The sequence below is a fragment of the Streptomyces sp. NPDC014006 genome (genome assembly GCF_043088925.1).
In the GTDB taxonomy this organism is placed as follows: Bacteria; Actinomycetota; Actinomycetes; order Streptomycetales; family Streptomycetaceae; genus Streptomyces.
Window position 1 is genome coordinate 245,792 of sequence record NZ_JBICAJ010000012.1, and the last position, 18,582, is coordinate 264,373.

Here is an 18,582-nt window from a genome sequence, read left to right on the forward strand (position 1 = left end):
AGTCCGCTTCCGCCTCAGCCAGTTCAACCGGTTCACGCAGTTCCCTGAAGGGTTGACGCAATGACGCCGAACGCCGCCTCCGCTGCCTCCGGGACCAGCCGGAGAAGCTTCCTCGCCTCCACCGCGGCCGCCACCGCAGCGGTAGCCGGGGGCATGCCGCTCCTCGCCGCCTGCGGCGGTTCGGACAGCGGCTCGCGCGAGGGAACCACGTCGGGCAAGAACGCCGGGAAGATACTTCCGGCGTACGTCGCCGGCAGCGTGGTGGCGCCCGACATCCCCTCCAAGAACGGCTCCGCGATCGGCTTCACCGGCAAGCTCGACCTGGCCGGGCTGAAGACGTCGGTGCCCAAGAAGCTCGGCAGGGGCGGCAAGGTCACCGTCATGTCGCCGTTCTGGGGCTCCCCGCCGAAGAACGACAACGCCTACTACCGGGCGATGAACGACCTGATCGGCGTCGACGTCCGGTGGCAGAACCAGGACGGCAACACCTACGAGCAGAAGCTCGGCGCGGTCCTCGCCTCCAGCGACGTCCCGGACGTGGTCGTCGTCCCCGGCTGGAACATGAACGGCAAGATCCCGAGCGCCGTCATCGGCAAGTTCGCCGACCTCGGCCCTTACCTGTCCGGGGACGCCGTCAAGGACTACCCCAACCTCGCCGCGATCCCCACGGACGCCTGGCAGCGCTCCCTCTTCGGCGGCAAGCTGCGCGGGCTGCCCATGCCCGCCTCCTACGTGCCCAACATCGTTCCCCTCTACCGCAAGGACATCTTCGACAAGGAGGGCTACGAGATCCCGCGCTCGGCGGACGAGTTCCTGGCGCTGGCCAAGGAGATCACCAACGCCAAGGCCAAGCGCTGGGCCTGCCTCGACATGAAGTGGACCGCCTTCCAGGCCTTCGGCGTGCTCTCCGGCGGCGAGAAGCCGCTCGGCTGGAACCTGGTCGACGGCAAGCTGATCAACCGCATCGAGACCGAGGAGTTCCTCGAAGCCCTGGAGTGGACCCGCAAGCTCTTCGCCGCCGGGGTCGTGCACCCCGACGCCCGGCTGGGCAAGAGCCAAGCCACCGACCCGGGGCCCAAGTTCGCGGCGGGCGAGTTCCTCATCTACGCCAACGACATCTCGCAGTGGTGGAGCCGCGCCGCCGAACAGGCCAAGCAGAACCCGGCCTTCCGGATCTGGGGCATGGACGTCTTCGGCCATGACGGCGGCCGTCCCACCCTGTGGGCCACGCAGCCGGCCAACATCTTCGCCTTCGTCAACAAGAAGGCGTCCGAGCCGGTCGTCCGCGACGTGCTGGCCCTCGCCAACGTCACCGCCGCGCCGTACGGCACCAAGGAGTACATGCTCACCAACTACGGCGTCGAGGGCACCCACTACACGGTCAAGGACGGCACCCCGGTCAAGACCGACCAGGGCAACATCGACGTGATGAACGCCTACGTGATGGTCGCGAGCCCCGCCGCGACCATCGCCCACCCCGACTTCCCCGACGTCGCCAGGGGACAGGTGGAGTGGCAGCAGCGGATGGGCGCCTTCACCAGGAAGTCGTCCTTCTACGGCATGCAGATCACCGAGCCCGGCCGCTACACCAGCCTCGGCAACGACTTCGAGCAGCTGGAGGACGACATCGTCCGCGGCCGCAAGAAGATCGGCGACATGCAGCAGGCCGTCTCCGACTGGAAGAGCAAGGGCGGCGACGAACTGCGCGACTGGTACAAGAAGATCCTCGACGAGAACGGCCCGGCCAACTGACCCGCCGCCTTCAGGCAAGGAGAACGGCCGTGTCCCACAGCACGGTGCCTCGGAGCAGGTCCGAGGCCGAGACAACGGCGCACACGTCGGTGACGGCCCGTGGTGCCACCGGGTCCGGGGGCGAGGGGCCGTCGGGGAAGGTGAGTTTCCGGACCAGGTTCCGCCGCGACCGTCTGCTGCTCCTGATGACGCTCCCGGCCCTGCTGCTGGTACTGCTCTTCAACTACGTACCGATCCTCGGCAATGTCGTCGCCTTCCAGGACTACGACCCCTACATCAGCGACAACGGCGTCGTCTCCCTCCTCCACAGCCCCTTCGTCGGCCTGGAGAACTTCCGGCGGATCTTCGAGGATCCGGACTTCTGGAGCGCGGTCCGCAACACCCTGGTGCTGTTCGCGCTCCAGCTCGTGCTGTACTTCCCGGTCCCCATCCTGCTCGCGCTGCTCATCAACAGCGTGGTCAGGCCCCGGGTGCGGGCCGTCGCGCAGGCCGTGCTCTACCTGCCGCACTTCTTCTCGTGGGTGCTCGTCATCGCCGTCTTCCAGCAACTGCTCGGCGGCGCGGGGCTGCTGTCCCAGCTGCTGCGCCAACACGGCTACGACGGCCTCGACATCATGAGCGACCCGAGCACGTTCAAGTTCCTCATCACCGCGCAGGGCGTGTGGAAGGACGCCGGCTGGGGGATCATCGTCTTCCTCGCCGCCCTCGCCTCCGTCAGCCCCGATCTGTACGAGGCCGCCGCGATGGACGGCGCCGGCCGCTGGCGCCGCATCTGGCACGTCACGCTGCCCGCGCTGCGCCCGGTGATCGCGCTGCTGCTGGTGCTGCGGGTCGGTGACGCGCTGACCGTCGGCTTCGAGCAGATCCTGCTGCAACGCGATGCGGTCGGACCGGGGGCGTCGGAGGTGCTCGACACCTTCGTGTGGTGGAACGGCGTGCGCAACCAGGACTTCGGCTACGCGGCCGCCGCCGGGCTGGTCAAGGGCGTCGTCAGCATCGGCCTGGTCCTCGCCGCGAACAAGGTGGCCCATCTCATGGGCGAGCAGGGGGTGTACAAGAAATGACCGCCGTCATCGACGACCCCGGGCCCCGGCCGGTGGACCGGCCACACCGGTGGGCCGCGCCGCCCCGCCCGGTGTGGGAGGAGACCCCGACCCGGGCCGGACTCGCCGGCAAGGGACTGGTGCTCTCCCTCGCCTGCCTGGGCGTCCTCTTCCCGTTGTGGATCGTCGTCGTCACCAGCCTGTCCTCCCGGCAGACCATCGACGAGACCGGCGGCCTGGTCATGATCCCCAGGAGCGTCACCTTCGTCGCCTACCGGGAACTGCTCAGCGGCGGCCAGGTCACCCGCGCCGCGGTCATCAGCGTCCTGGTCACCCTCGTCGGCACGCTGTTCTCGATGACCGTGTCCGTGCTGTGCGCGTACGGCCTGTCCCGCAGCGGGTCGCTCGGCCACCGCTGGGTGCTGATGGTGCTGATGGCCACGATGTTCTTCAGCGCCGGCCTGATCCCCGCCTACCTGCTGGTGCAGACGCTCGGCCTGACCGACACCTACCTCGCGCTGATCCTGCCGAGCGCGGTGAGCGTGTTCAACATCCTGGTGCTGCGCGGCTTCTTCATGGGCATCTCGCCGGAACTCATCGACAGCGCGCGGATCGACGGGGCCGGTGACTTCCGCATCCTGTGGCAGATCGTCATGCCCCTGTCCCGCGCGGTCCTCGCGGTGATCACGCTGTTCTACGCCGTGGGCTACTGGAGCGCCTGGTTCAACGCCTCGCTGTACCTGAACGACCAGGACATGATGCCGCTGCAGAACGTCATGATCCAGCTGGTGCAGAAACAGGAGGCACCGGTCGGGCTGGGCCAGGCCATCAAGACGGGCGAGCTGTCGGGGCTCGCCGTGCAGATGGCGGTCATGGTCATGGCGCTGCTCCCGGTGGCCGTTCTCTCGCCCTTCGTCCAGAAGCACTTCAAGAAGGGCATGCTCACGGGCGCGGTCAAGGGCTGACCCGAGACCCGCGCCCCCTCGATCCGCCGCGGCCGACCTGCGCCTGCCCCGCGGTCGGCCGCGGCGACCCACGCCCCGTCCCTCCAGAGCCGCACAGAACGAGGTATGTCATGCACGCGACCCGTCCGAGCCGCCGGGCCTCTCTCCAGTACGGGGTGCCCGCATGACACCGTGGCGCAAGGGACCGGCCCTCGCCGACGCCACCCGCGGCCGCCTTCTCTTCGGCGGCGACTACAACCCCGAGCAGTGGCCCGAGGAGACCTGGCAGGACGACGTGCGGCTGATGCGCGAGGCCGGCGTCAACTCCGTCACGGTCGGCGTCTTCTCCTGGGCGAAGCTCGAACCGGAGCCAGGGGCACGGGACTTCGGCTGGCTGGACCGGCTCATGGACCTGATGCACGGCCACGGCATCGGCGTCGTCCTCGCCACCCCCACCGCCTCACCACCGCCCTGGCTGGGCCGCCTGTACCCGGACACCCTGCCCCGCGACGCCGACGGCCGCGTCGAGTGGTGGGGTGGCCGCCAGCACTTCTCGCACTCCAGCCCCACCTACCGCCGCTACGCCGCCGCCATCACCGAGGACCTGGCCGCCCGCTACGCCACCCACCCGGCCCTCACCATGTGGCACATCAACAACGAGTACTGCACCTTCGACCACGGCGACGAGGCAGCCGCCGCCTTCCGCCGCTGGCTGCGCGAGCGGTACGGCACCCTCGGCGCCCTCAACGAGGCCTGGGGCACCGCCTTCTGGAGCCAGGGCTACGACACCTGGGACGGCGTCCTGCCCCCGCGCCACGCCCACTACCTGAAGAACCCCACCCAGGTGCTGGACTTTCGCCGCTTCACCTCCGACATGCTCATGGAGTGCTTCACCGCGGAGCGCGACATCGTCGCCCGGCACACCCCGCACCTCCCGGTCACCACCAACTTCATGCCGCTGTGGGCCGGGCAGGACGCCTGGCGCTGGGCCCAGGAGGAGGACGTCGTCTCCGTCGACCTCTACCCCGACCCGCGCGACCCGCTCGGCGGCGCCCGTCACGGGGCGCTCGTGCAGGACATGACCCGTTCGCAGGCCCAAGGACCGTGGATGCTGATGGAGCAGGCGGCCGGAGCCGTCAACTGGCGCGGTGTGAACCACCCCAAGCCGCGCGGCCTGAACCGGCTGTGGTCCTTGCAGGCCGTGGCGCGGGGCGCGGACGCCGTCTGCTACTTCCAGTGGCGCCAGTCCCGGCAGGGCGCCGAGAAGTTCCACTCCGCGATGGTCGGCCACGCGGGGGAGGAGGGCCGGACGTACCAGGAGGTCAGACAGCTCGGCGCGGAGCTGGCCCGGCTCGGCCCGCACGTCACCGGCACCCCGGTCACGGCCGAGATCGCCGTCCTGCACGACTGGCACGCCTGGTGGGCCGGCGACCAGGAGGCCCGCCCGTCCACCCGCTTCGCCCAGCCCGACCTGCTGCACGCCTGGCACCGCGCCCTCGGCGAGGCCCACCTCACCACGGACGTCGTCCACCCCGAGCACGACCTGTCCGGGTACAAGGCGGTGTTCGTCCCGCAGCTCTACCTGCTCACCGACGCCGCGATCGAGAACCTCCTCGCGTACGTCCGCCGGGGCGCCACCCTGGTCTGCGGCTTGCACACCGGCGTCGCCGACCGGGACGACCGGATACGCCCCGGCGGCATGGACGCCCGGCTGCGCGAGCTGTTCGGTATCCGCGTCCTGCACGAGTGGTGGCCGCTGGAGACGGGGGAGACCGTCACCTGCGCGGGCTTCACCGGCGCCCCGGGGCCGGGGAGCGGCCTCGCCTGCGGGGACTTCGCCGGCACCCTGTGGTCGGAGGAGATCGAACCCGCCGACCCCGACGAGACGATCCCTTACAAGGGAGGCGAGCTCGACGGCCTGCCCGCCGTGCTGCGCCGGGGCCGCGCCTGGTACCTCTCCACGCTCCCCGAGCCCGACGCGCTGCGCGCCCTGCTCGCACGCATCGCCGCCGACGCCGGCGCCCGCCCGGTCCTGGACGGCCTCCCGGCGCACGTGGAGGCCGTACGCCGCGGTGACCTGCTGTTCCTGCTCAACCACAGCCGCGAGCCGGTCACCGTCGTCGTCCCCGGCACCCACGGCGAACTGCTGACCGGCGCGAGCGTCACGGGCGAGGTCACGCTCGGGCGCTACGGAGCGGCGGTGCTGAGGCGATGAGCGACACCCCGGTCCACGGCACCTGGGAGCCCGAACCCGCCGCCCGCTGGGAGGACGCCTTCCTGACCGGCAACGGCCGGCACGGGGCCCTGGTGCACGGCGATCCCGGCGACGACCGGATCATCGTCACCCACCACACCCTCGTCCGCCCGGGAGGCGGCGAGCGCGCCCGCCCACCGCGCCTCGCCGACCGGCTCCCCGCCCTCCAGGACCGGCTGCTGGCCGGTGACACCACCGCCGCCGAGGACTTCACCGACGGGCGGCCCCTGCAATGGGTGCAGCCCTTCCACCCCGCCTTCGCGATACGGCTGCGCAGCCGCGTGGGCGACCGGCGCAGCTATCGGCGCCGGCTCGACTTCACCACCGGCGAGGCCATCGCGCGGTGCGCCGACCGGACCAGCCGCGTCTTCGTCTCCCGCGCCGACGACGTGATCGTCCAGCACCTGACCGCGGTCTCACTCACCGTCGACGTCCACCTCGACCCGCGCCTGCCCGGCGCCCCCGCCACCCTGGCCGTCGGCCACGGCGCACTCCTCACCCCGCAGGGCGCCGACCTCAGCCTGCGCGCCCGCTATCCCGGCAGCGACCGCGCCTGTACCGGCGTCACCGTCCTGGCCGTCACCGGCGGCCGCACCACCCTCACCCCGCCCGGCGCCCGCATCGAGGGCGCCCGGGCCGTCCTGCTGCTCACCCGGGTCCGGCGGCACCGCGGCGAGCTGGACGTCACCGCCGAGACACGGGCCCTGCGCGAGCTGCCGTCGTCGTACGACGTCCTGCTCGGCCGGCATCTCGAGCGGCACCGCACCGCCTACACCCGGGTCACCCTCGACCTGGGTGCCGACCCGGCCGAACGCGCGCTGCCCGGCTCCGCGCTGCTCGCCCGCCCGCACAGCCCGGCCCTGCTGGAGCGGCTGTTCGCCGCCGGCCGCTACCACCTGCTGTCCTCCAGCGGCCTCAACCCGCCCCGCCTGACCGGCCTGTGGACCGGCACCTGGGACACGGCGTGGTCGGGGGCGTTCACCCACGACGCCAACCTCCCCCTGCAGACCGCCTCCGCCCCGGCCGCGGCGCTCCCCGAAGTGACCGACGCCCTCGCCTCACTGATGCATCGTCAGCTGCCGGACTGGCGGGAGAACGCCCGCGCGGTCTTCGGCGCCCGTGGGGTGGTCGCGCCCGCGCACAGCGACGGTGAGTCGGGACACTCGTACCACTTCAGCCGGGAGTACCCGCTGCACCTGTGGACCGCGGGCGCCGACTGGCTGCTCAAGGCCCTCGTCGACCACGACGACATCCACGGCGAGCGCGATGCGCGCACCGGCGCGGTCCTCGCCGAAGTGGCCCGTTTCTACGAGGACTTCCTCATCCGCACGGACGCCGACGGGCACCTGGTCGTCGTCCCGTCCTACTCGCCCGAGAACCGGCCCGCGAACGCGAGCTGGGGCGCGATCAACGCGGCCATGGACCTCTCCGCGGCCCGGCACGCCCTGCGCACGGCCGCCGCCTACCACCCGGGCACCGCCGACGCCGAGCGATGGCTCGCCCTCGCCGACCGGCTGCCCCCGCACCGGCTCAACGCCGACGGCGCGCTGGCGGAGTGGGCCTGGCCGGGGCTGGAGGACGCCTACGACCACCGCCACCTCAGCCACCTCTACGCCGTCTGGCCGCTGGACGAGATCAATCCCTACGACGCGCCCGGCCTGGCCGCAGCCGCCCACCGCGCCCTCGCCCTGCGCGGCGCCGAGAACGACTCCGCGCACGGGTATCTGCACCACGCGTTGATCGCGGCCCGGCTGCGCGACGCCGACCGGGTCGGCCGGGCCCTGGCCGCCGTCCTCGGGGGCGACTTCTTCCACACCTCTCTCATGAGCGCGCACTACCCGCGCCGCGACGTGTACAACGCCGACGCCGCGCACACCCTGCCCGCCGTGCTCGTCGAGGCGCTGGTGCAGTCCACGCCCGATCGGCTGGTCCTGCTCCCGGCGGTGCCGCCGAGCTGCCCGCAGGGCGAACTGCGCGGCGTGCGCACCCGGTTCGGCGCCCGGGTCGACCTCGCCTGGTCACCCGACGGAGCCCGGGCCGTCCTCACGCCGACCCGCACCGTCCGCGTCGAACTACGGACTTCCTCCGGCACCGAGCCGCTCGACCTGGTCGCCGGGGAAGACCGCGTCCTCACCCTGGGGACGTGGTGACTCGCAATTCCCCCCCCGTAGATCCCCCCACCCATGGAAGGGACACCATGGCCACACGTACAACGCGCCGGATCACCCTGGGCCTCCTCGCCCCCGCGCTGGCCCTCGGCGCCACCGTCGGCCTCGCCGCGGCCCCCGCCTCGGCCGCCGTCTGGAACTCCTGCGACCAGTGGGGCAGCACCATCCTGAACGGCTACACCCTCTACAACAACATCTGGGGATCCGGCGCCGGCAGCCAGTGCGTCTGGGCCAACTCCGGCACCAACTGGGGCGTCTGGGCGAACCACCCCGACACCGGCGGCATCAAGTCCTACCCCAACGCCAAGAAGGTGATCAACAAGCCGATCACCTCGCTGTCCTCGCTCACCAGCAGCTACCACGTCACGGTCCCGTCGGCCGGCGCGTACAACACCTCGTACGACATCTGGGACACCGACCACGACTACGAGATCATGCTCTGGGTCAACAAGACCGGAGCCGTCGGCCCGCTCGGCACCTCGCAGGGCAACGTCACGCTCGGCGGGCACACCTGGACGGTCTACAAGGGGAACAACGGCGCCAACGAGGTGTTCTCCTTCGTCCGCACCGCCAACTCCACCTCCGGCACGGTGAACATCCTGCCGGTCCTGAAGTGGATCAAGGACACCAAGGGCTGGTTCGGCAACGAGACCATCGGGGACGTGCAGTTCGGCTACGAGATCACCTCGTCCTCGGGCGGCCTCGACTTCGTCACCGACAACCTGACGGTGAGCGGCGGCTGACCGAAGGGTGCGGCCGGTCCCTCCCCTACGGGGCCGGCCGCACGGCTCAGGAAGGCGCCGGACCCGAACTCGACCGGACCGTCAGCTCCGGCGCGATCAGCACGACGTCGTCGCTGCCGCGTCCGTCCAGCTTGGCTACCAGCTGCTCGACGGCGTTGCGCCCCATCTCCTGCGCGGGCACGGCGACGGACGTCAGCCGCACCGAGCCCTGCGTCGCGACCTGGTCGGGGCAGATGGCCACCACCGACACGTCCTCCGGTACGGCACGGCCCTGCTGGCGCAGCAGCGCGAGCAGCGGCTCCACCGCCGCCTCGTTCTGCACCACGAACCCGGTGGTGCCGGGCCGCTCGTCGAAGATCCGGGCGAGCGTGGCCGCCATCGCGTCGTACCCGCCCTCGCTCGGGCGGTGCAGCACGCGCAGGCCCAGCGTACGTGCGCGTGAACGCAGCCCGTCCAGGGTGCGCTCGGCGAAGCCGGTGTGCCGTTCGTAGACGGCCGGCGCCTCGCCGATGACGGCGATGTCACGGTGGCCGAGCGCCGCCAGATGCTGAAGGCACAGCGCGCCCGTCGCGCCCCAGTCCAGGTCGACGCAGGTCAGACCGGTGGTGTCGGCGGGCAGACCGATCAGAACACTGGGCTGTCCGCTTCCGCGCAGCAGCGGCAGCCGCTCGTCCTCCAGCTGGACGTCCATCAGGATCATCGCGTCGGCGAGCCCGCTCCCGGTGACGCGGCGCACGGCGTCGGGGCCCTCCTCGCCGGTGAGCAGCAGTACGTCGTACCCGTGGGTGCGGGCGGTGGTGGCGACCGCGATGGCGATCTCCATCATCACCGGCACGTACATGTCGGTGCGCAGCGGGATCATCAGCGCGATGATGTTCGAGCGGCTGCTGGCCAGGGCGCGCGCTCCGGCGTTCGGGTGGTAGCCCAGCTCCCGGATGCTCTGCTCGACGCGCTGCCGGGTGGTCGCGGAGATGGACCGCTTGCCGCTGAGGACGTAGCTCACCGTGCTCGCCGAGACTCCGGCGTGCTGGGCGACCTCGGCGAGGGTGACCATCCGGTTCTCCAAGCGATGTGAAGCGCTTCGACGGCGCTCGCGGTGGACAGATGTGATCAGGGTACTTCGACCCTAGTCTGCCTCTGAGTCCGGTGTCCAGATGTGGTGTCGAAGCGCTTCGACGCCGCCCCAGTACCCGCAGCTCGCTCGGCCTCTGCCGCACCCGCCCCGAAGGTACCGGCATCGGCTGAACGGACGCGCGAGGACTGGTGAGGACGTCCGCTTTCGGGTACCAACGATCCAGTAGCACTGGTCGGTAACGAACGGTCCCCGAACATCCCTCTTCGCGGCGAGGTGACCCTCATGTCCGCCCCCACCACTCCCTCCTCCTCTCCCTCCACCCCACCGCCCTCCCGGCCCGCCGTCAGCGAGCGCGAGGCCCGTGAGGTGGCGGAGGCCGCCCGCGAACAGCACTGGCGCAAGCCCAGCTTCGCCAAGGAGCTGTTCCTCGGCCGCTTCCGGCTCGACCTCATCCACCCGCACCCGCTGCCCGCCGACGACGCCGTCCAGCGCGGCGAGGCCTTCCTCGCCAAGCTGCGCGACTTCGTCGAGACCCGGGTCGACGCGGCCCGCATCGAGCGCGAGGCCCGCATCCCCGACGAGGTGATCGACGGCCTCAAGGAGCTCGGCGCCCTCGGCATGAAGATCGACCCCAAGTACGGCGGGCTCGGCCTCACCCAGCTGTACTACAACAAGGCGCTCGCCCTGGCCGGCTCGGCGTCCCCCGCGATCGGCGTGCTGCTGTCCGCGCACCAGTCGATCGGCGTGCCCCAGCCGCTGAAGATGTTCGGCACCCAGGAACAGAAGGAGAAGTTCCTGCCGCGCTGCGCGCGCACCGACATCAGCGCCTTCCTGCTCACCGAGCCCGACGTCGGCTCCGACCCGGCCCGGCTCGCCACCACCGCCGTACCCGACGGGGACGAGTACGTCCTCGACGGGGTGAAGCTGTGGACCACCAACGGGGTGGTCGCCGACCTGCTCGTCGTCATGGCCCGGGTGCCGCGCGGCGAGGGCCACAAGGGCGGCATCACCGCCTTCGTCGTGGAGGCCGACTCGCCCGGCATCACCGTCGAGAACCGTAACGCCTTCATGGGCCTGCGCGGCATCGAGAACGGCGTCACCCGCTTTCACCAGGTCCGCGTCCCCGCCGCCCACCGCATCGGCGAGGAGGGCCAAGGCCTGAAGATCGCCCTGACCACCCTCAACACCGGCCGGCTCTCCCTGCCCGCCTCCTGCGTCGCCGCCGGCAAGTGGTGCCTGAAGATCGCCCGCGAGTGGTCGGCGGCCCGCGAACAGTGGGGCAAGCCCGTCGCCCAGCACGAGGCGGTCGGCGCGAAGATCTCCTTCATCGCCGCCACCACCTTCGCCCTGGAGGCCGTCACCGACCTCGCCTCCCAGATGGCCGACGAGGACCGCAACGACATCCGCATCGAGGGCGCGCTCGCCAAGCTGTACGCCTCCGAGATGGCCTGGCTGATGGCCGACGAACTGGTCCAGATCCGCGGCGGCCGCGGCTTCGAGACCGCCGAGTCCCTGCGCGCCCGCGGCGAACGCGCGGTCCCCGCCGAGCAGCTGCTGCGCGACCTGCGCATTAACCGCATCTTCGAGGGCTCGACGGAGATCATGCACCTGCTGATCGCGCGGGAGGCCGTCGACGCCCACCTGTCGGTCGCGGGCGACCTCATCGACCCGGGAAAGTCCCTGTCCGACAAGGCGAAGGCGGGCGCGAACGCCGGCGTCTTCTACGCCAAGTGGCTGCCGAAACTGGTCGCAGGACCCGGCCAGCTGCCCACCGCCTACGCCGAGTTCAAGCGCGAGGTGGACCTCTCGCCGCACCTGCGCTACGTCGAGCGCACCGCCCGCAAGCTCGCCCGCTCCACCTTCTACGGCATGTCCCGCTGGCAGGGCCGCATGGAGTCCAAGCAGGGCTTCCTCGGCCGTATCGTCGACATCGGCGCCGAACTGTTCGCGATGAGCGCCGCCTGCGTGCGTGCCGAGCTGCTGCGCGCCCAGGGCCGCAACGGCCGCGAGGCCTATCAGCTCGCCGACGCCTTCTGCCGCCAGTCCCGGCTGCGCGTCGAGGAACTCTTCGGCCGCCTGTGGAACAACACCGACGACGTGGACCGCACGGTCGTCAAGGGCGTCCTCACGGGCACGTACGCGTGGCTGGAGGACGGCATCATCGACGCCTCCGGCGACGGCCCCTGGATCGCCGACACCACCCCCGGCCCGAGCACGAAGGAGAACGTGCACCGCCCGATCCGGTGACATCCCGCGCTTCCCGCCCCGGCGCGTGGTGCACAATCGTCGACCATTCGACCGACGGCACACGACCACAGGGGTGGGGATGCTCGGCGCACGGGCACGACACACGGCGGCCGCCGCGCTCGCGGCGGCCGTCCTCACGGCCACGGCCGCCTGCGGCGCACACGACGCCGGCCGGACGGCCGCCGCCTCACCGGCCGTCTCCTCGCCCGCCCCACCGGTCGCCGCCCCGGCCGGACCCGAGCCGCTGACCCGGACCCAGCTGCTGGCCGCCGCGCTCTCCGAGGAGGACGACGCCGGGGCGTACACGGCGCAGGAACCCGTCGACGGCGAGCCGCCCGCCGGCGACACGTACACCGCCGAACCGGACGTCTGCCAGCCGCTCGTCAGCCTCGCCAAGGGCGCCACACCGCACGACCCGGCCGCCGAGATCGTCCGCACCGTCTGGGACCCGGACGCCGAACGGGGCGTCGACATCGACCTCCGTCTGCGCTCCTACACCTCCGCCGACGCCGCCGCCGTGATGAGGGCCCTCGGCAGGGCGGGCCGGGAGTGCGCGCACGGCTTCACCGAGGAGCGGGTGCTCGCCGACGCGAAGGTGGTGCGGGTGGAGACCCTGCGGCCGCCCGACGCGGGCGAGGAGGCGTACGCCTTCCGCATCACCACACAGGACGTCGAGGACACGCGCGTGGAGCTGTACGAGTACCTCACCGTCATCCGCGCCGGTTCCACCATCCTCTCCTTCCGGGCCGACACGCACAGCACCGAGGACGTCGGCGGCGTACCGCAGGACGTGGTGGACGCGCAGTGGCGGAAGTTCCGGCGCGCGACCCCGTGAACACCTCCCGGGCCCCGGAGGGGCAAGAATGGGGGTCATGAGTGACAGTCCCGCACCCCTCGCCGATCCGCACCTCGTCTACGACCCGGTGACCGCGGACGGCCCGAAGGACGTCGTGATCCTCGGCTCCACCGGCTCGATCGGCACCCAGGCCGTCGACCTCGTGCTGCGCAACCCCGGCCGGTTCAGGGTCACCGGCCTGTCCGCCAACGGCGGCCGCGTCGCCCTGCTCGCCGAGCAGGCCCGCCGGCTGAGGGTGCGCACCGTCGCGGTGGCCCGCGAGGACGTCGTACCGCACCTGCGCGAAGCGCTCGCCGGGCAGTACGGTGCCGGGGAGCCGCTGCCCGAGATCCTCGCCGGGCCCGACGCGGCCACGCAGCTCGCCGCCTCCGACTGTCACACCGTCCTCAACGGCATCACCGGCTCCATCGGTCTCGCGCCGACCCTCGCCGCCCTGGAGGCGGGCCGCACCCTCGCGCTCGCCAACAAGGAGTCGCTCATCGTCGGCGGCCCGCTGGTCAAGGCGCTGGCCAAGCCCGGCCAGATCATCCCGGTCGACTCCGAGCACGCCGCGCTCTTCCAGGCGCTCGCCGCCGGCACCCGCGCGGACGTGCGCAAGCTCGTCGTCACCGCCTCCGGCGGCCCCTTCCGCGGCCGCACCAGGGCCGACCTCGCCCACGTCACCGTCGAGGACGCCCTCGCCCACCCCACCTGGGCCATGGGACCCGTCATCACGATCAACTCCGCGACCCTCGTCAACAAGGGTCTGGAGGTCATCGAGGCACACCTGCTGTACGACATTCCCTTCGACCGCATTGAGGTCGTCGTGCATCCGCAGTCGTATGTCCACTCGATGGTGGAGTTCACGGACGGATCGACGATGGCCCAGGCGACGCCCCCCGACATGCGGGGCCCGATCGCCATCGGCCTCGGCTGGCCCGAACGTGTCCCCGACGCCGCGCCCGCCTTCGACTGGAGCAAGGCCTCCACGTGGGAGTTCTTCCCGCTGGACAACGACGCCTTCCCCTCCGTGAACCTCGCCCGGCACGTGGGTACGCTCGCGGGCACCGCCCCGGCGGTGTTCAATGCCGCCAACGAGGAGTGCGTGGACGCGTTCCTGCGCGGCGCGCTGCCGTTCAACGGGATCATGGACACCGTCATCCGGGTGGTCGAGGAACACGACACGCCGGTCACGGGAACTTCACTCACCGTGCCGGACGTCCTCGAGGCGGAGACCTGGGCGAGAGCCCGGGCCAGGGAACTGACAGCGAAGACCGCGGAGGCCCGTGCATGACGACCCTGATGATGATCCTCGGCATAGTGGTCTTCGCGGTCGGCCTGCTCGTCTCGATCGCCTGGCACGAGCTGGGGCATCTGTCCACGGCCAAGCTGTTCGGCATCCGCGTGCCGCAGTACATGGTCGGCTTCGGCCCGACCATCTGGTCGCGGAAGAAGGGCGAGACCGAGTACGGCGTCAAGGCCGTCCCCTTCGGCGGCTACATCCGCATGATCGGCATGTTCCCGCCCGGCGACGACGGCCGGATCACCGCCCGCTCCACCTCCCCGTGGCGCGGCATGATCGAGGACGCCCGCTCGGCGGCCTTCGAGGAACTGCAGCCCGGTGACGAATCACGCCTCTTCTACACGCGCAAGCCGTGGAAGCGGGTCATCGTGATGTTCGCGGGCCCCTTCATGAACCTGATCCTCGCCGTCGCCCTCTTCCTCGTCGTGCTCATGGGCTTCGGCATCCAGCAGCAGACCACCGCCGTCAGCTCCGTCTCGCCCTGCGTCATCTCGCAGAGCGAGAACCGCGACACGTGCAAGAAGACCGACCCCCCCTCCCCGGCGGCGGCCGCGGGCATGAAGGCCGGCGACAAGATCGTCGCCTTCGGCGGCCGACGCACCGACGACTGGAACACGCTGTCCGACCTCATCCGCGACAGCGCCGGCAAGACCGTGCCGATCACCGTCGACCGGGGCGGCCGGGAGGTGACCCTGCACGCGAAGATCGCCACCAACATGGTCGCCAAGAAGGACGGCTCCGGCGCCTACGTCCAGGGCGAGTACGTCAAGGCCGGCTTCCTCGGCTTCAGCGCCGCCACCGGCGTCGTCAAGCAGGACTTCGGCCAGTCCGTCACGTGGATGACCGACCGGGTCGGCGACGCGGTCGACTCCCTCGCCGCCCTCCCGGCCAAGATCCCCGCCCTGTGGGACTCCGCCTTCCACGGCGCGCCCCGCGCCCCCGACTCGCCCATGGGCGTCGTCGGCGCGGCCCGTGTCGGCGGTGAGATCTTCACCCTGCACATCCCGCCCACCCAGCAGCTCGGCATGGCCCTGATGCTGGTCGCCGGCTTCAACCTCTCCCTGTTCCTGTTCAACATGCTCCCGCTCCTCCCGCTCGACGGCGGGCACATCGCGGGCGCCCTGTGGGAGGCCCTGCGCCGCCACCTCGCGAAGGTGCTGCGCCGCCCGGACCCCGGCCCGTTCGACGTGGCGAAGCTGATGCCGGTGGCCTATGTGGTGGCAGGGATCTTCATCTGCTTCACCGCCCTCGTCCTGATCGCGGACGTGGTCAACCCGGTGAGAATCTCGTAGTCACGGGTGCTTTCCGGCGGCCGGGCACCCCAGGGCGCCCGGCCGCTCTCTTCGAGTGTGTTGTGCGGGTGGGATGTGCCCGCTCGATCGCCCGTGCCGTAATCTCGAAACCCGGAGCCCGCCGCTGACGGGACCGGGACCTTGATCCACGACTTGGGGTTGCACAGCAGATGACTGCGATTTCTCTCGGCATGCCGTCCGTTCCGACCAAGCTCGCCGAGCGCCGGAAGAGCCGGCAGATCCAGGTCGGATCCGTGGCCGTCGGCGGAGACGCCCCCGTCTCGGTGCAGTCGATGACGACGACCCGCACGTCCGACATCGGCGCCACGCTCCAGCAGATCGCCGAGCTGACCGCCTCCGGCTGCCAGATCGTGCGAGTGGCCTGCCCGACGCAGGACGACGCCGACGCGCTCGCCACGATCGCCCGCAAGTCGCAGCTCCCGGTCATCGCCGACATCCACTTCCAGCCGAAGTACGTCTTCGCCGCGATCGAGGCCGGCTGCGCTGCGGTCCGCGTCAACCCCGGCAACATCAAGCAGTTCGACGACAAGGTCAGGGAGATCGCCAAGGCCGCCAAGGACCACGGCACCCCGATCCGCATCGGCGTCAACGCCGGCTCCCTGGACCGGCGCCTGCTCCAGAAGTACGGCAAGGCGACCCCCGAGGCCCTGGTGGAGTCGGCCCTGTGGGAGGCGTCCCTCTTCGAGGAGCACGACTTCCGCGACATCAAGATCTCCGTCAAGCACAACGACCCGGTCGTGATGATCGAGGCCTACCGCCAGCTCGCCGAGCAGTGCGACTACCCCCTCCACCTCGGCGTGACGGAGGCCGGCCCCGCCTTCCAGGGCACGATCAAGTCGGCGGTCGCCTTCGGCGCCCTGCTCTCCCAGGGCATCGGCGACACCATCCGCGTCTCCCTCTCGGCCCCGCCCGTCGAGGAGGTCAAGGTCGGCCTGCAGATCCTGCAGTCCCTCGGCCTGCGCCAGCGCGGCCTGGAGATCGTCTCCTGCCCGTCCTGCGGCCGCGCCCAGGTCGACGTCTACAAGCTGGCCGAAGAGGTCACCGCCGGCCTCACCGGCATGGACGTCCCGCTGCGCGTCGCCGTCATGGGCTGCGTCGTCAACGGCCCCGGCGAGGCCCGCGAAGCCGACCTCGGCGTCGCCTCCGGCAACGGCAAGGGCCAGATCTTCGTCAAGGGCGAGGTCATCAAGACCGTCCCCGAGTCCAAGATCGTCGAGACCCTGATCGAAGAGGCCATGAAGCTCGCCGAGCAGATGGAGAAGGACGGCACCGCCTCCGGCGAACCGTCGGTCACGGTCGCGGGCTGAACGTTCGGACGTCAGCGGCGCAGGCGCCCCGAAAGGGGCGCGGGGAACTGCGCGACCAGCCACAACGAACCCGCACCCGCCCATTGAACCCGAGCCTCCCGATCCAGAAGGCGCCCGGCAAAGCAGCGCAGCTATAGTGCGGAGATCAGTGCACACCCGACCGTGAGGCCCCACCCGTGCTGACCCAGACCACCTCACGGGTCCTCGAACCGAGCGACCTGGACGCCGCGCTCGCCGTCCTGCACCGCGAGCCGGTCACGAACGCCTTCGTGACCTCGCGCGTCCAGGTCGCGGGCCTCGACCCGTGGCGGCTCGGCGGCGAGATGTGGGGCTGGTACGAGGACGGCATGCTCACGTCCCTGTGCTACGCGGGCGCCAACCTCGTGCCGATCTGCGCCACCCCGCGCGCAGTGCGGGCCTTCGCCGACCGCGCCCGGCGGGCCGGCCGCCGCTGCTCCTCGATCGTCGGCCCCGCCGGCCCCACCGCGGAGCTGTGGCGCCTCCTCGAACCCCACTGGGGCCCGGCCCGCGACGTGCGCGCGCACCAGCCCCTGATGGTCACCGACCGCATGCCCGACGACATCGCCCCGGACCCCTACGTCCGCCGCGTCCGCAAGGACGAGATGGAGACGATCATGCCGGCCTGCGTGGCGATGTTCACCGAGGAGGTCGGCGTCTCCCCGATGGCCGGCGACGGCGGCCTGCTCTACCAGGCCCGGGTCGCCGAACTCGTCGGCTCGGGCCGCTCCTTCGCCCGCGTCGACGAACACGGCAAGGTGATGTTCAAGGCGGAGATCGGCGCGGCGACCCCGCAGGCCTGCCAGATCCAGGGCGTGTGGGTGGACCCCGCATACCGCGGCAAGGGCCTCGCGGCCCCCGGCATGGCGGCCGTCCTGCGCTACGCGCTGGCCGACGTGGCACCCGTCGTGAGCCTGTACGTCAACGACTTCAACACCCCGGCACGCAGGACGTACCGGCGCGTCGGCTTCCGGGAAGTCGACGAATTCATGAGCGTGCTTTTCTGATCCCCGCGCACAGGCCCCACTGTAGGCTCCCGGCATGGATGTCGTGATCGGCCCGCTGGACCTGTCCGCCCACGTCGACGAGGCACTGGCCGTCCAGGCCCTCGCCTTCGGACTGGGCGCCGACGAGGTGGCCGTACGCCGTCAGATCGTCATCCGCCACATGACCCACCCGGGCGCCCGCGCCCTCGGCGCCACCGTCGAAGGCCGCCTCGTCGGCTTCGTCTACGGCATGCCCAACGACCGCGCCCACTGGTGGTCCACGGTCGTCGAGCCCTACCTGCGCGCCCAGGGGCACGAGGAGTGGCTCGACGACTCCTTCGTGATCACCGAGCTGCACGTCCACCCCGACCACCAGAACCGGGGCATCGGCCGCCGCCTGATCACCACGATCACCGACAGCGCCACCGAGCGCCGCTCGATCCTCTCCGCGATCGACACCGAGAGCCCGGCCCGCGCCCTGTACCGCTCCCTCGGCTACCGCGACCTGGCCCGCCAGGTGCACTTCCCGAGCGCCCCCAAGCCGTACGCCGTGATGGGCGCCCCCCTGCCGCTGCGCCGCCCGTGAAACGGATT

The 18,582-nt window shown here is 71.2% G+C and carries 14 protein-coding genes; 13 read left to right on the forward strand and 1 reads right to left on the reverse strand.

The genetic code is table 11. The features are described 5' to 3' along the window. Positions 1-60: 60 nt before the first annotated feature. The 6 genes from ACF1GV_RS33805 (at position 61) to ACF1GV_RS33830 (ending at position 8,904) form a co-directional block, all read left to right on the forward strand. A complete protein-coding gene (locus ACF1GV_RS33805) occupies positions 61-1,752 on the forward strand; it encodes an extracellular solute-binding protein (RefSeq protein WP_391688548.1) in 1,692 nt (563 codons plus the stop codon). 29 nt (positions 1,753-1,781) lie between these two features. After that, a complete protein-coding gene (locus ACF1GV_RS33810; protein WP_391688551.1) occupies positions 1,782-2,816 on the forward strand; it encodes an ABC transporter permease in 1,035 nt (344 codons plus the stop codon). Then, positions 2,813-3,760, forward strand: a complete 948-nt coding sequence (locus ACF1GV_RS33815) for a carbohydrate ABC transporter permease (protein WP_391688554.1) — start codon at positions 2,813-2,815, stop codon at positions 3,758-3,760. Before ACF1GV_RS33810 ends, ACF1GV_RS33815 begins: the two co-directional genes overlap by 4 nt. Positions 3,761-3,923: 163 nt before the next feature. After that, a complete protein-coding gene (locus tag ACF1GV_RS33820; RefSeq protein WP_391688557.1) occupies positions 3,924-5,954 on the forward strand; it encodes a beta-galactosidase in 2,031 nt (676 codons plus the stop codon). Next, positions 5,951-8,143, forward strand: coding sequence for a glycoside hydrolase N-terminal domain-containing protein (locus ACF1GV_RS33825; protein ID WP_391688560.1), 2,193 nt, complete (start codon positions 5,951-5,953; stop codon positions 8,141-8,143). Before ACF1GV_RS33820 ends, ACF1GV_RS33825 begins: the two co-directional genes overlap by 4 nt. 47 nt (positions 8,144-8,190) lie before the next feature. Beyond that, positions 8,191-8,904 (forward strand): hypothetical protein, encoded by a 714-nt coding sequence (locus ACF1GV_RS33830; protein WP_391688563.1) that lies wholly within the window; start codon positions 8,191-8,193, stop codon positions 8,902-8,904. A 46-nt stretch (positions 8,905-8,950) separates the two neighbouring features. Here the strand turns inward: ACF1GV_RS33830 and ACF1GV_RS33835 are convergent, their stop codons facing one another. Next, complete coding sequence (locus ACF1GV_RS33835; protein WP_391688566.1) at positions 8,951-9,958, reverse strand: LacI family DNA-binding transcriptional regulator; 1,008 nt, start codon at positions 9,956-9,958, stop codon at positions 8,951-8,953. 303 nt (positions 9,959-10,261) lie between these two features. On the opposite strand from ACF1GV_RS33835, the gene ACF1GV_RS33840 reads away from it, so the two are divergent. From ACF1GV_RS33840 to ACF1GV_RS33870, 7 genes are all read left to right on the forward strand, one after another. Then, positions 10,262-12,226: an acyl-CoA dehydrogenase family protein gene (locus ACF1GV_RS33840; RefSeq protein WP_391688568.1), complete on the forward strand. Its 1,965-nt coding sequence runs from the start codon at positions 10,262-10,264 to the stop codon at positions 12,224-12,226. Positions 12,227-12,305: 79 nt separating this feature from the next. Beyond that, entirely contained in the window at positions 12,306-13,061 is a 756-nt protein-coding gene (locus ACF1GV_RS33845) for a hypothetical protein (RefSeq protein ID WP_391688570.1), read from the forward strand. 37 nt (positions 13,062-13,098) lie between these two features. Next, positions 13,099-14,355, forward strand: a complete 1,257-nt coding sequence (gene dxr, locus ACF1GV_RS33850; protein WP_391688572.1) for a 1-deoxy-D-xylulose-5-phosphate reductoisomerase — start codon at positions 13,099-13,101, stop codon at positions 14,353-14,355. After that, the gene (locus tag ACF1GV_RS33855; protein ID WP_391688574.1) at positions 14,352-15,656 is read left to right on the forward strand and encodes a M50 family metallopeptidase; all 1,305 of its coding nucleotides are present in this window, start codon (positions 14,352-14,354) and stop codon (positions 15,654-15,656) included. The genes dxr and ACF1GV_RS33855 overlap by 4 nt, the downstream gene beginning before the upstream one ends. Before the next feature lie 170 nt (positions 15,657-15,826). After that, positions 15,827-16,984, forward strand: coding sequence for a flavodoxin-dependent (E)-4-hydroxy-3-methylbut-2-enyl-diphosphate synthase (gene ispG / locus ACF1GV_RS33860; RefSeq protein WP_391688577.1), 1,158 nt, complete (start codon positions 15,827-15,829; stop codon positions 16,982-16,984). 176 nt (positions 16,985-17,160) lie between these two features. Further along, entirely contained in the window at positions 17,161-18,009 is an 849-nt protein-coding gene (locus ACF1GV_RS33865) for a GNAT family N-acetyltransferase (RefSeq protein WP_391688580.1), read from the forward strand. 34 nt (positions 18,010-18,043) lie between these two features. After that, positions 18,044-18,574, forward strand: a complete 531-nt coding sequence (locus ACF1GV_RS33870; protein ID WP_391688583.1) for a GNAT family N-acetyltransferase — start codon at positions 18,044-18,046, stop codon at positions 18,572-18,574. Positions 18,575-18,582 lie beyond the last annotated feature (8 nt).